Annotated in this window: 11 protein-coding genes; 7 read left to right on the forward strand and 4 right to left on the reverse strand. The window is 64.4% G+C overall.

The annotated features are described in order from the left end of the window. Positions 1–351 precede the first annotated feature (351 nt). The 6 genes from moeZ (at position 352) to ABZ293_RS03240 (ending at position 7,707) form a co-directional block, all read left to right on the forward strand. Positions 352–1,536 carry an adenylyltransferase/sulfurtransferase MoeZ gene (gene moeZ / locus ABZ293_RS03215; RefSeq protein ID WP_355177033.1) on the forward strand — a complete coding sequence of 395 codons (1,185 nt, stop codon included), beginning with the start codon at positions 352–354 and terminating at the stop codon, positions 1,534–1,536. A 69-nt stretch (positions 1,537–1,605) separates the two neighbouring features. Further along, complete coding sequence (locus tag ABZ293_RS03220) at positions 1,606–2,457, forward strand: TIGR02569 family protein (RefSeq protein WP_355177034.1); 852 nt, start codon at positions 1,606–1,608, stop codon at positions 2,455–2,457. A 308-nt stretch (positions 2,458–2,765) separates the two neighbouring features. Continuing rightward, entirely contained in the window at positions 2,766–4,610 is a 1,845-nt protein-coding gene (locus ABZ293_RS03225) for an SCO2524 family protein (protein WP_355177035.1), read from the forward strand. A gap of 4 nt (positions 4,611–4,614) precedes the next feature. Continuing rightward, positions 4,615–5,529, forward strand: coding sequence for an SCO2523 family variant P-loop protein (locus ABZ293_RS03230; protein WP_355177036.1), 915 nt, complete (start codon positions 4,615–4,617; stop codon positions 5,527–5,529). A 47-nt stretch (positions 5,530–5,576) separates the two neighbouring features. After that, a complete protein-coding gene (locus ABZ293_RS03235) occupies positions 5,577–6,593 on the forward strand; it encodes an SCO2522 family protein (RefSeq protein ID WP_355177037.1) in 1,017 nt (338 codons plus the stop codon). A 1-nt stretch (position 6,594) separates the two neighbouring features. Next, complete coding sequence (locus ABZ293_RS03240) at positions 6,595–7,707, forward strand: SCO2521 family protein (protein WP_355177038.1); 1,113 nt, start codon at positions 6,595–6,597, stop codon at positions 7,705–7,707. Between the two features lie 13 nt (positions 7,708–7,720). On the opposite strand, the gene ABZ293_RS03245 is transcribed toward ABZ293_RS03240, so the two are convergent. The 4 genes from ABZ293_RS03245 to ABZ293_RS03260 all read right to left on the reverse strand — a co-directional run bounded on the left by ABZ293_RS03245 (position 7,721) and on the right by ABZ293_RS03260 (position 11,940). Then, entirely contained in the window at positions 7,721–8,590 is an 870-nt protein-coding gene (locus tag ABZ293_RS03245; protein WP_355177039.1) for a hypothetical protein, read from the reverse strand. A gap of 69 nt (positions 8,591–8,659) precedes the next feature. Continuing rightward, complete coding sequence (locus ABZ293_RS03250; protein ID WP_355177040.1) at positions 8,660–9,199, reverse strand: N-acetyltransferase; 540 nt, start codon at positions 9,197–9,199, stop codon at positions 8,660–8,662. A gap of 396 nt (positions 9,200–9,595) precedes the next feature. Next, positions 9,596–11,080, reverse strand: coding sequence for a nitrate/nitrite transporter (locus ABZ293_RS03255; protein ID WP_355177041.1), 1,485 nt, complete (start codon positions 11,078–11,080; stop codon positions 9,596–9,598). A 188-nt stretch (positions 11,081–11,268) separates the two neighbouring features. Next, positions 11,269–11,940 carry a FadR/GntR family transcriptional regulator gene (locus ABZ293_RS03260; protein WP_355177154.1) on the reverse strand — a complete coding sequence of 224 codons (672 nt, stop codon included), beginning with the start codon at positions 11,938–11,940 and terminating at the stop codon, positions 11,269–11,271. Positions 11,941–12,006: 66 nt separating this feature from the next. On the opposite strand from ABZ293_RS03260, the gene ABZ293_RS03265 reads away from it, so the two are divergent. Continuing rightward, the gene (locus tag ABZ293_RS03265) at positions 12,007–13,266 is read left to right on the forward strand and encodes an MFS transporter (protein ID WP_355177042.1); all 1,260 of its coding nucleotides are present in this window, start codon (positions 12,007–12,009) and stop codon (positions 13,264–13,266) included. Positions 13,267–13,516: the final 250 nt, after the last annotated feature.

Raw genomic sequence — 13,516 nt, forward strand, 5'->3', positions numbered from 1 at the left:
GTGGCCGTGCTTTCGTGTGATGGTGCTGGTGGCCGTGCTTTCGTGTAATGGTGCTGGTGGCGCACCTTCGCGTGACTGTGCCGATGGCCGAGCCTTTGCGGTGACTGTGCCGATGGCCGAGCCTTTGCGGTGACTGAGTCGATGGCCGTGCCTTCGCGCGGACCTGGGACGGGCCGCGAACTGGTCTCTCGTAAGACTCTCGGCGTGGTGGCCGCCGCGAGCGGGGCGGTTGCCGGGCTCGGTTGTCGATACGAGACGATAGGCGGGAAGAACGGTCCGGTTGTCGGTGTTGATTAGTAGGCGCTGAGCCACCACAGTGCGATCGGCCAATTGATTCGAGGAGTCCAGGACGTGTCATCACCGAAGTCCCTGCCACCGCTGGTCGAACCGGCCGCGGAGCTGACCAAGGACGAGATCGCGCGCTATAGCCGTCATTTGATCATTCCGGATCTGGGCGTCGACGGGCAGAAACGTCTGAAGAACGCCAAGGTGCTGGTGATCGGTGCTGGCGGCCTCGGCTCCCCCGCACTGCTCTACCTTGCGGCCGCCGGTGTCGGCACGCTGGGCATTGTCGAATTCGACGAGGTCGACGCCTCCAATCTGCAGCGCCAGATCATCCACGGCGAATCCGATATCGGCCGCCCGAAGGCCGATAGCGCGCGCGATTCCATCCTGGAGATCAACTCCGGCATCGACGTCCGGCTGCATAAGATCCGCCTGGAGCCGGAGAACGCCGTCGAACTGTTCGCCGAATACGACCTGATCGTCGACGGCACCGATAACTTCGCCACCCGCTACCTGGTCAACGATGCCGCGGTGCTGGCGGGCAAGCCCTACGTCTGGGGCTCCATCTACCGCTTCGAGGGCCAGGTCTCGGTCTTCTGGGAGGACGCACCCGACGGCCGCGGCATCAACTACCGCGATCTCTACCCGGAGGCCCCGCCGCCCGGCATGGTGCCCTCCTGCGCCGAGGGTGGCGTACTCGGCGTGCTGTGCGCCTCCATCGGTTCGATCATGGTGACCGAGGCGATCAAGCTGATCACCGGCATCGGTGAGCCGCTGCTCGGCCGTCTGATGGTCTACGACGCACTGGATATGAACTACCGGACCATCAAGCTGCGCCGCGATCCGGAGCGTCAGCCGATCACCGAACTGATCGACTACGAGGCGTTCTGCGGTGTGGTCTCCGAGGAGGGCCAGGCCGCGGCCGCGGGTTCGACGATCACCGCGCGCGAACTCAAGGAGCTCATCGACGCGGGCAAGGAAATCGAGCTCATCGACGTCCGCGAACCCGTCGAATGGGACATCGTGCATATCGATGGCGCCAAACTGATCCCGAAGGATCGGTTCCTCTCCGGTGAGGCGCTCGCGGATCTGCCACAGAACCGGCCGATCGTCCTGCACTGCAAGACGGGTATCCGCTCGGCCGAGGTGCTCGCGGTGCTCAAGAGCGCGGGCTTTTCCGACGCCACGCACGTGCAGGGCGGCATCGTCGCCTGGGCCAACCAGGTCGACAAGTCACTGCCGGTGTACTGAGTCCGACCGCGCCGGCCTGCTCGGCGCGGCGCCTCTGTCCGCATTGACCCCCAGCGGTACCGTACGGCCGTGACTTCTGTGGAACCCCCCGAGCACGTGCGCGCCACGTTCGGTCTGCGCGAAGTGACCCCGGTTTCCCTGGGAGACTGGGACGGCGGCTGGCGCCTCGGTGATGTGGTGCTGAGCCCGGTCGCCGACCATGCCAGGGCGGCATGGTCGGCGAAGACTCGCGAAACCCTGAAGGTAGACGGTCTACGCCTGGCCCGCCCCGTGCGCGCCACCGACGGCCGCTATGTCGTATCCGGTTGGCGCGCAGACACATATCTGGAGGGTGTGCCGGAGCCGCGGCACGACGAAGTCGTCTCGGTATCGCTGCGACTGCATCAGGCCACCGCCCAACTCGAACGTCCGCGCTTCCTGGTCCAGCCGCCGACCGCGCCCTGGGTGGATGTGGATGTATTCGTAGCCGCCGACCGCGCCGCCTGGGAGGCGGTACCGCTGCGCGGTCTGCACGCGGGCGGGACGCCGTCTGCGACCTCGCCGGACGGTCAGCGCAGTTTGGAACTCATCGGCCAATTGGCGACGCTGCGCAAACCGGTCCGAACACCTGCCCAACTGGTCCACGGGGATCTGTTCGGCACCGTTCTGTTCGCCGGAGTATTCACTCCCGGTCTTACCGACATCACGCCGTACTGGCGACCGGCGCCATGGGCCGCCGGTGTCATCGTCATCGACGCACTCGCCTGGGGTGGTGCCGACGACGGTCTGCTCGAGCGCTGGTCCGATCTCCCCGAATGGCCGCAGATGTTGTTGCGCGCGGTCATGTTTCGGCTTGCAGTGCATGCGTTGCATCCGCGATCCACCCCGGACGCATTTCCGGGGTTGGCGCGCACCGCGGATATGGTTCGACTGATGCTATGACGACCACTGAACACTGGCAACTGTCCAGTGATCCGATTCCGGCCATGTGCCGAACCGGTTGCTCTATGCTCTGACAACCGCCATTGGATTCGGCGGTCACTTCAAGCTCTGCGGGCCGCCGAATGCTCCGTGGTTGCCCGTGCTCCGAAAATAGATGTTCTATTTCGGAAATACCGGGCAGTTGGTTTGGGGATACCGGAATGGGACTTTTTGTGGGGCCGCATTGCGGTGGTGTCCGTGTTATTTTGACGTTCGCAGCAGCGAGGTGGATGAGCGCCGCCTGCGACATGGGGTGAGGACGGCGGCAGGTGAGAATCCAACCGAGACAACAGATTCTGGATGTGTGGCGGGCGCTGGTCGATGCGTGCTGGGATGCGAAGTCCTGGCGCTGGGACGGTGTGATGCCGGCCAATTCCATCAGCGATTCCGAGCAGTTGCTCTGCCTGCTCTATCCCGCAACCGAGATCGAGACCTTCGCTCTCGACGAACCGGATCGCATGGAGGAAGACGTCGTTTCGGTCCTCGGCGGCAAGCTGGGCGATCCGAAGCAAATCGGCACCTTCATAGTGTCGCTGCTCGAGGAGTACATCGAGCACAATACGCGCGAGGACGGACAGCCGAACTTTTCGGCGGGTAGTTATCTGCGTTCCGGTGAAAAGCGCGAACCCACTGAGGAACAGCGCAAGATCGAGGTTGTCGACTCGTATTCGATGTCGCTGACCGTCTGCATGGCAGGTCTGCGTTTCCTGCGCTCCTTCGAGCGTACTGCGCGCGGGCGACTGAAAGACCGGATCGAGGAGCTGTCCGGCCAGCTGAGCACGCGACTCACCGCCGCCATGACGGGCCTGGTCCGTAGTTTCGTCGTCAATACGGTGCGGCCGAAATCCCCTGAGGGACAAGCGATGCTCGGCATGCTGAATCAGACCGGCATGTCCGAGGATGCCCTGCTCCAGGGTGTGCGCAGCAGCTTGTCGCGGGTCAGGGCGCGACTGCGCAGCGATGTCACCCTTGGCCAGGAAGAGACGGTCAAGGAGCTCGAAGACGAGAACCTGCTGTTCGAATGCGGCTGGAGCTGGGGGATCGCCCGCGACGCCAGCCCCGTCAAGTTCGTCACCGAAAACATCGGAGGCCAAACGGGAATCGCCGATCCGCGCCCCTACCTCTACTTTACGATCGTCGCGCTGGACGGCATCAATGACCTGGTCTCGCCGCGTACCGGTGAGCTCGGCCTGTTGGACGAGACCCAGCATCGGTTGGCCCAGGCGTTGCGTACCCGCTGGGAGCTGACCCAGCGCTATTGGTCCACGATCGCGCGATTCGGCTCGGGCAGTTGGCCATTGGAGGACATTCCATGGCGGACTTCCGACGGTGAGCAGTCGGACTACTTCAGTCTCATCGTGTCGGCCGTGCTGATCCAGGACCTCGTAGCCCGCACCGCCTCCGACGACGATCTGACAAGGGCGGTGGCCATTTTCGACGAATTGGCCGGTCGTGGCCGAATCATTCGTCGAGCCGCCGGGGACGATCCGGCTGTCCAGCTGCACACACCCGGGGTGCGGCTGACGCTGCGGGGCAGCGAGGTGGTCGATAGTGGTCCGGTGCTGCAGTGGGAGGTTTCGGACTTCTCGGCGGTGCTGCTCAAACGAATGCTGCAGGCGGCCCGGTTGTCCAACAATGTCGCGGCCCGCGACAAACTGATGGAATTGTCCAAATCGGCGATGGAGCATCTCGATCGGCGCATGCTCCGGGCGGGCGCGGCGGGGTTGTGGGACGATCCGGCGGGCGTATTCGGCGTCAATGGCGACCCGACGGTGACCGAACCTTCTTGGTATATGACCGAGCGAGTGGTCGAGTGCCTGGTGGCCGCGGATCGGACCTATCGGGAACCCCCGCCCAATTGGACCGAATTGCAGACGGTGGCGCGGGTCACCCTGAATACCGCCGAGCACCGGTTCCATCAGGAGATGCTCGGCATCAGCATCGATGACAAATCGCCCCGGCGTAAGACGCTCAACCGCGTCGAGGAACATATCGACGAGGCCAGGCAGCAGATTCGCGAGGATGCCGCGACGACGCTCGTACATACCCTCGATGCCCTGCGCGAACTCGACGGTCTGGCGACCGGGCGCCGCGACGCGACCAGGAACGTCTGAGCACATGATCGTGTTCGCGACTTCGGATAAGGGCGGCACCGGCCGTTCGGTAACCAGCTGCAATCTGGGCTACCGCATGTGCGTCAAGGGTAAGCGAGTCGCCTATCTGGACTTCGACTTCGGCTCGCCGACCGCGGGTGCGTTGTTCGAGATCAGTGGTGCGGAGCGTGGGGTCCCCGACAATGCGGGGCTGCATTCGTATCTGCAAGGGAAAACCGGGGTCGCCACCCGAATCGACGTGCGGGACAACACCGATCGTCACCAGCTGCGCAAATTGCGAAACAGGACAGGCAAACTGGTCCTATTGCCCGGTGATTCCGGTGGCGCGGAGTTCAAGCAGATCGACAACGGCATCGTCGCGAAATGCGCCCAGCTGCTGCTGGAGGTGGATCAGAGTTTCGATGTGTGCATCGTCGACCTCAGCGCGGGGCGCTCGGTGGCCATGGAGCTCGCACTGAAGGCGACCGCGCTACCGCAGCTCGCCGAACGGATGGTGCGCTGGTTGGTATTTCACCGGTGGACCCGCCAGCACATCATCGCGGCGCACGGATTGGTGCGCGGCGAGCATGGCTTATTGGACGGCGGCAAGAGGGTCGGGCACGATCCGGATGCGTTACTGGACCGGGTCCGATACATACGCACCGCGGTGCCGGTGCTGAACGATGAGACCGAGGGATCAGGGCCGCAGGCCGCGTGGCTGCACGAGCAGCACACCGAACTGAAGCGCCTGGCACTGACGAACAAGGTCGGCGCGAGCGCGCTGCTCGGGGAGACACCGGTCGAACCGATCCTGCAATGGCGCGAACAGCTGATTCTGGATATCGATGTGGATAGGAAAATCGCCAACAGGGCGACCGTCGAGGCTTTCGAAAAGCTAGCCGATCGCGTGCTCGATCCCGCGAGCTGGAAGCCAGTCTGAACCGACGGCTCTCGAGAACAACATCCTGGAAAGGGATTTCGAGCACAGTGGATAATGTCCCGGGCTACATCGAGGCGACCGAGCGCACGCGGGTCGCCAAGGTACCGCTGTCCCATTTATCCATCGAGGTGGGACATTTCTACATGAACGACCTCAGCAATGGCGAGGAAAGGATTCGGGCACAGTTTCGCCGGATCGTTCCGTTGGTCCGGGCATTCACCGAGGCCGCGAAGGACGAATTCGGACCGCGGGCCAGGGTCAGCACCTGCTTTCTTATCGACGACTATTTTCGGTCCGACACCGACCCCGCCGAGATTCTGGACAAGTTGCTGCGCAACGCAGATGAGTGCGGCCTGACCATCGACTATCTCGCCCGCGAGGCGGGATGCTGGGAGGTCCCGGAAACGGGTGACAGTGCCGCGAGCACACCGCGCATCAAGTTGGCCGAGATGGTCCGGTCGCGCATCGTGGCCGAGCCGCCCGAAGGCTCGAACGGCCGCAGGCCGCCCACCGCTGAATCCGGCTGGTTGTGCAATGGTCGCCGTGCCTCCGATGATTCCGAGGGGCAAGCGCTGCACGACGAACCCTATGTGCCACCCGAGGAGTTCGGTCGTCGCGAGCATTCTATTTTTCTGGATGTCCAGATGTGGAGTTCGTACGTTCGGAAGGTGAACGGGCGTGACGAGGTATCCATCAAATGGTCCTGTCCGTACCTCGCCTCGATCTGGCAATTGCTGCGCCTGGGAATGCTGCGCTTCAACGGACAGCCGGTGGTCGAACCACAGCTGTGGCAGCCGAGCGACGGGTGGCCGGCCCGGTGGTGGGAGATGCCTGCGGTGCTGCAGCTGAATCCGCGGGCGAAACCCTTTGCCGCCTACCGTTCCCTATCGCTGCTACCGCAGCGATATTTGGGTATCGAGCATGCGGTGCGGGTAATCCTGGACCACGTCCAGCTCGATGCCGAGGTGATCGAGCAGATCGTCGAGCGGGGCCTGGAAGAGGGAATCATCGTGCCGCCCAAGGTGACCGCGCGCCTCACCCATTTCCTGCTGGATGGGTCCTGAGGTGACCGAATCGAATGCGACGGCCGCACGCCGGATACGTGCGGTTCGCGCGACGCCACTCGATCGGGAGCGGCGGCGCGCGCGGGCCGTGCGATTACTCGTCCGCGCCGCCGAGGGGCAGCCGCGCATGCCGGTGCGCCCCTCCGGCCCGCTGATCGCGCTGGGGCAGATCGACACCTGTCTGCTGCCCGCCGCCACCCCGTGGTCGCGCGATGACCTGGAGGGGCTGCTCGAGCTGATGCCAGGGCGCCCGATGCTGTGGCGGGAGCGGCCGATGTCGCTGGCCGTCTCGCCGACCACCGCGGAGGGAGTGGATTGCCTGCTCGCCGCTCCGGCGCACCCGAGCGTGCGCGGAATCGGGACGGTCGCGACACGTGCGGTCGTCGTCGGTGGGCGGGTGCTGCAGAGTTCGGCGTGGTCCAGTGTGGTGCGGGCCGGGAACGATCAGCGCCGGAACTGGTCTCATTATCTGAGCAACCCCGGGGTGATAGAGGTGATCTCCAAGGTCAACGGCGAGACCGGTGCCCGGCTCGCCGAGGGCTTCCTGGCGGCCGGCGCCGCACCGGCCGGCACCCTCGATCTGGCGTCGATCGTCAACCGGCTGCTCGGCCGCGTCCGCATGAATCCGCATCTCGATCAGAACGTACCCCTGCAGACGGGGACGACACAGCTGCGCTGGGCGGTGCGCATCGATGCCGTGGAACGGCCGCGGGTGGCCTTCCGGTTGCAGAACGATACTGTTCGCACGGTGCTGCTCACCGTGCGCGACGAGGATGAGCTGGCACAGGCGCAGTGGTTCTGTGAGGATCTCGCGGTGCACGACTGGCTGCTGACCGTCATAGCGGCAGCCCTGGTGCAGTCCGATCTATTCGACCCGGGCAGCGATGAGTCGGTGGCGGTGCTGGCGCCCGTCCTACACCATTTGGCACATCTGTGGGTGCCCGGCGCGCACACGCCCCGGCCCCTGCGGGGGCTGTGGGCGCAGTTGCAGGAAGACCCCGACTTCACCGCGGACCGACAGGGGTTGATCGACCAGGTGCGCAACCGGGTACTGGTGGCGGCCCTGGATGCGGCGCAGCGCAGGGCCGAGACCAAGGACTACTCCCCCGACTAGGGGAGGGGCGATATCAGATACGGAACCATCGCCGCACCAGTAGTGCGAAGAACAGCGAGTTGAATACGAGGCCGCAGTAGGCCTCGACGATCAGCAGGGTGCGCCCGGCACCCTTGACGTCGTCGAGGTCACCCCGGCCCAGCGGGTTGAGGTAGTTGATCAGGCACATGTGCAGCGTCGTCGCGATCGGCAGGCTATCGGTCAGGCGCAGCACCACCGTGCCGATCAGCAGGATCGCAGCGATCCAGAAGAGCAGTCGGAACGGCCGAAAACCATAGCCGCACAACACTTCCAAGGTCCAATACGGGATTCGGCGCCAGGTCGGGGAGATGGAGCGGCGGCGGGCCTGCGCCAGCGCGAGCCCGCAGCGGTCCTGTGCGTCGAAATCTTCCTCGAGTCGGTGTAGGCCCACGGCGCGTTTGAATGCCAGCGCGGCGTGTTCGGGCAGCGCCGATGCGATCAGGCTCCGGCCGAGGTCCTCGTACGTTTCGGCGAGACGCATGTTCTGGATCCGGCTCAGTCGCCGCGGGCCGCGGAATTCGAATTCGGCCGCCAGCAGTGCGGTCAGCACTGCGATCGGTGGGTGCTCCGAGTCGTCGCCGTCGGCCGTGGGCCGTTCGGCCGCGGTGTAGATGTGGGCGAACACCAGACTGTCCCGGCGCTGTGGAATCTTCTTGGCCTCCTCATAGTCGAGCAACTTTTCGACGTGGTCGTTGAAGAGGTCAAGGAGAAATTGTTCGGAAGGTCGTTCGGATTCGGGTCTGGTCCGGTCGAAGTGTTCGGCAACCTCTTCCGCATAGTAGCGGTCGGCGTGCCGGTCGATCAGTGTCGTGATCGACATAATCGCATGTGGAAGCTGTGACAGGCCGGCGTATTCGGTCATGTGGTAATTCCCCCGGGGTGCTGCCGTCGATAGCGACGTGATACCCACCATACCAACGGAATTCGACTATCAATCGGGCGCGCGGCCGCCCTTGAGCCAGCGCTTGTCGTCGGGTCCGGGGAACGGTGCGCCGAGCGGCTGGCGTTCGATGGAGTGCACCAGCACATCGCGCGGTTCGCCATCGCCGAAATATCGTCCTTCGTGCCCGGCCCAGCGGAATCCTGAAGTCTTGTACAGATTTACCGCGCGCTGATCGGTCGGCCGCACGGTGAGATACACCGAATCCGCCAGGGCGCTGCGACAGCTGGATACGGCTCGTTCCAGTAACGCCCGCCCGACGCCGCGGTGTCGGTATTTCGGCGCGACCGCCAGCCCGATTACCCAACCGCGTCGCCGGGTACCGACTCCGACGAGCGCGTATCCACAGACACTGCCGCCGACCTCCGCCACCACCCACTCCGATCCGTGTAGATCGAACAATTGGCGCAGTACGACGTACTGGTAGCACAGGTCGCCGAAGTGTTCTCGTTCGAGCTGAGCGATATCGTCGAGATCCGCCAGCCTCGCGGCCCGGAACACCGGTTCCCCCGGCCCCTTGGAAATATCCAATGCGCAGCGCCCCCTTACGCCGCATGCCCGCTCGGCGTGATATCAACCATAGCAATGGGATTCGCGGACCGAGCCCGACTCGGGATCGAACAACGCGACGGAACTCCGCCTGCACCGGGTCGATGTCGCCGGTGAAATCGTTGGATCGAAGTGTCCGCCCTCGATCGGCAAGTGCGACAATGGAATCCGCGTGATCTGCGGCCGATCGGTCGCTTCGCTGTATTCCCTTCGCCGCTTATGAAGTTCGCGAAAACGCCGAATGCCGCGCCGGAGGACCTTCCCGGAGCGGCATTCGGATCTATCTGTGGCGCGGTTGCTGGCCCGCAGAGGGTCGGGCTCAACCGCACCGGGCCTGCCGATCGGGGGTTCCGGCCGAAAGGCAGGCGGCGCAGGCGGTTACACGTTGGCGTAGGCCAGCGAGGAAACGCGGGATACGGCGAACGAGGACCGCAGATAGAAGAACCAGGTGACCGCGGCCATGACCAGGAAGGCTCCGGTGTAGGCCCAGAATGCCGGGTTCATGCTGTGGAAGTTGATGTTGGACAAGCGAAGTGCCTGCTGGAGCAGGTAGCCGCCGGAGGCGCCGACCGCACCGATGACACCGATCGCGGCACCGGCCTGCCGCTTGGCCGAGGCCGTCGCGTCGGTGAGGTCGAGGCCGTGTTCGGAGGCGTACTTCTTGGCTTCGGCGTTGAAGATGGACGGGATCATCCGGTAGGTCGAACCATTGCCGATGCCGGTCAGGACGAACAGCAGCAGGAATGCGACCAGGTAGAGCGGGAAGCTCTTCGCCTTCAAGCCGGCCATGATCAGCACGCAGGCGACCGCCATACCGCTGAAGACATAGATGGTGATCTTGGCGCCGCCGACCTTATCGGAGATCCAGCCGCCGAACGGACGGCTGAACGAGCCGACCAGTGCGCCGAGGAAAGCGAGGTTGCCGAGTGTGGTGATCCAGCCGATCTTGGCCAGATCCGGGAAGTTGGCCTTGATCAGGGTCGGGAAGGCGAAGGAGAAGCCGATGAACGAACCAAAGGTGCCGATGTAGAGGAACGACATCACCCAGGTGTGCCTATTGGTCAGCGCCAGCCGGTAGGACTTGCCGTCCGCCTTTGCCGTGCTGATGCTGTCCATGTAGCGCAGTGCCCCGACCAGGGCGACCAGGATGAACGGGATCCAGACCAGCACCGACAGCGTGATGCCGAAGCGGTAGCCCGCCGTGTCCTTGGCCATGATGTGCGTGCCGAGCGTGATCAGCAGCGGCAGCACCAGCTGGGTCTGCGCGACGCCGAGATTGCCACCGGCGGCGTTGATGCCAAGGGCCGCACCCTTTTTCCCTTCCGGGAAGAAGAACGAGATATTGGCCATCGAGGACGAGAAGTTGCCGCCGCCGAAGCCGGCCAGTGCGGCCAGGATCATGAACACCCACATGGGGGTGCCCGGGTGGTTGACGAAGTAGGCCAGGCCCAGCGTCGGGATGAGCAGCATGGCCGCACTGAATGCCGTGAACGCGCGCCCGCCGAACTTCGGAATGGCAAAGGTGTACGGAATGCGCAGTGCCGCACCGACAAGCGTCGGAGTGGAGGTCAGCAGCAGGGCGTTGCTGACCGCGGTCGGGTTGCCCTTGCCGAGTCCGGCGAGGAAGTCGAAACCCGCCAGGCCCATGCTGGTCACCACGGTGCCCCAGATGACCCATACGCTGAAGCCGAGATTCTCGGCGAAGACGGAGAAGATCAGGTTCTTGCGAGCGGTGAGTTTGCCGCCCGATTCCCAGAATTCGGTGTTGTCGGGCTCCCAGTGCTCCAACCAGCGCCCCTTTGTCTGGTGTGTGAATGCTGGGGTGTCCGACTGCTGGCCGGTGGCAGCTACTGCGGCGGTCATCGGCTTCCTCTCGATCTGGCTCGGTGGGTTGCCGAGCTACGGTCGAGACAAAGGTAGGAGCCGGTTGTTGCGGGTGAATGGCGCTCGATGACGTTCGCGGCAAATCCAACTCACACACCGGGACGTCGCTCGGTGACCAGTTGGTTACCTGGTGATCGGCGGGATCTTTCGGTCATCCGACCAGGATTTTACCGGTCCGGATACTCCGCGATGAGCGAGCCGAGGAAGCAGCGCGCGGCCTGGGCGGCTTGCTCCGGATTGCCATCGATGACGGCCTGCACCAATTCAATGTGCTCGGCATCGTAGGCGTCGTCGGATTTTGCGGTCCGGGCGCGGATCCCCTGCTCGATAATGGGCAGCAGCGAATCGTAGAACTCCAGATATACCGCGTTGTGACTGGCGACGACGATCGCGCGGTGCAACTCCACATCGGCCTCGATGGCCGCGAAATTGTCCACGTCCCAACGCTGTTGGCTGCGTTCCTCCAGCAGCCGTTGCAGATTCGCAATATCGCCCTCGTCGCGGCGGCGTGCGGCCAGTGCGGCGGCATTGGTGTCCAGTGCCATGCGCAGCTCGAGGACATCGCGTTCCTCCGCATCGGCGAAGTACTTCGCGAGCGTGCCACCGACCTCCGAGGCGGCGATGACATAGGTGCCCGACCCTTGGCGACGTTCCAGCATCCCGGCATGGACGAGGGCCTGAACCGCTTCGCGAACCGTGTTTCGACCGGTTCCGGTGAGCTCGGTGAGCTCCGGTTCGGTGGGGATGCGGGAGCCGATCGGCCAACGGCCGGAGCGAATTTCGGCACGCAGCTGCTCGGTTACCTGGGCAATGAGGCTGGTCCGCCGGACGGGTTGCACGTGCAACAGAGTACCGTCCATCACAAATCCTCGCCTCCCATCATCGGGTCATCCTATGATTTTGCGGTGACTGCGACTCTCTCGGAAACTGCGACCCGCCCGGAATACGCCCGGGTCGAGCGGCGTAAACGTGCGCTGACGGAAGGGCGAGCGCTCGTACTCGCCGCCATTGTGATGTCCGCGCTCACCCTCCGAGTCGCCGTCACCGCATTCTCTCCGCTCGCCGAGCGCATCGGCGCCGATATCGGGTACTCGACGGCCGTCGTCGGTGTCTTCGGCATGATCCCGACCCTGATGTTCGCGGTTTCGGGTCTGCTCACCCCGCTGTTCGTGCGCAGACTCGGGCTGGAGCGCACCGCACTGGTCGCGATGTTGCTGGCCGGATTCGGCATGCTGGTCCGGGCTCTGGTCGGCGGCACCGCCGAACTGCTGATCTTCTCCGGGCTGGCCCTCGGCGGCATGGGCATCGGCAATGTGGTGATCCCGCCGCTGGTCAAGCGGTACTTTTCGGACCGGCTCGCGGTGGTCAGCTCGCTGTACATCACCATGGTCCAGCTCGGCACCGTGGTGCCCGCGCTGATCGCGGTGCCCGTTGCCGAGGCGCATGGCTGGCGGATCTCGCTGGGGCTGTGGGCGGTGCTCGGCTTCGCCGCCGCACTGCCGTGGATCGGTGTGCTGCGGGACCGTCGGGGCCACGATCGAGTCGACAGCACCGCTGTGCCGACGCGGACGCACGAGCCCAAGGGCAAGGTGTGGCGTTCGCCGGTGGCCTGGGGCATGGCGGGCATGTTCGGTATGACCTCGTTGACCACCTACTCGATATTCACCTGGCTGCCGAAGATCCTGTCCGAAGCTGGCGCGAGCGCCGGGTACGGCGGGACCATGGTGGGCCTGTTCGCGCTGGTCGGTCTGGTGTCGGCATTCACCGCACCAACGATCGTCGCGCGGTTCCTTAACCCCTTTCCCTTCGTAGTCGGTTGCGCCGTCTTCTTTTTCACCGCGTTCGCCGGACTGCTGATCGCGCCGATGACCGCGACCCTGCTGTGGGTCGTCCTGCTCGGACTCGGTCCGAGCACCTTCCCGATGGCGCTGACGCTGATCAATATGCGCACCAGGACGCCGCAGGGCTCGGCCGCCCTTTCGGGTTTCACCCAGGGCGTCGGATACGCGGTGGCCTGCATCGGTCCGGTGCTGTTCGGCATGCTGCACAGCGCGACCGACGGCTGGGCCGCGCCGTTCGCGATGCTGGTCGTCGCGGTGCTGGTGCTGCTCGCCGGTGCCTGGCAGGCATGCAAACCGCGCATGCTCGAAGACACCTGGAATTAGTAGCTCGGCGGATCTCACCGCTCGAGTTGCGCCCCTGTGCGATGACCGTCATTCTGGGCCTGATCGATCCCACCGTGACAGCTGATTTCGTCACACCTCACCGGCCGCTGATCGAGAAGTCGGCGGTTTGTGACGCGCGGAAACCGCTGTGTCACGCGCCCGAAACATTTTATTGAAACTCACCCGGGGTCCCCGGTAATCGTGAGCAACCGTTGATTTGACGGTCATTCTGGGCAGCATTTCGGCAATA

Origin of the sequence: Nocardia sp. NPDC005998 (assembly GCF_040614395.1) — a bacterium.
GTDB lineage: Bacteria > Actinomycetota > Actinomycetes > Mycobacteriales > Mycobacteriaceae > Nocardia.

Excerpts from the sequence above, each read along its gene's own strand:
- ABZ293_RS03230 (WP_355177036.1), top strand. The coding sequence starts at position 4,615 with ATGATCGTGTTCGCGACTTCGGATAAGGGCGGCACCGGCCGTTCGGTA.
- ABZ293_RS03245 (WP_355177039.1), bottom strand. The coding sequence starts at position 8,590 with ATGACCGAATACGCCGGCCTGTCACAGCTTCCACATGCGATTATGTCG.
- ABZ293_RS03255 (WP_355177041.1), bottom strand. The coding sequence starts at position 11,080 with ATGACCGCCGCAGTAGCTGCCACCGGCCAGCAGTCGGACACCCCAGCA.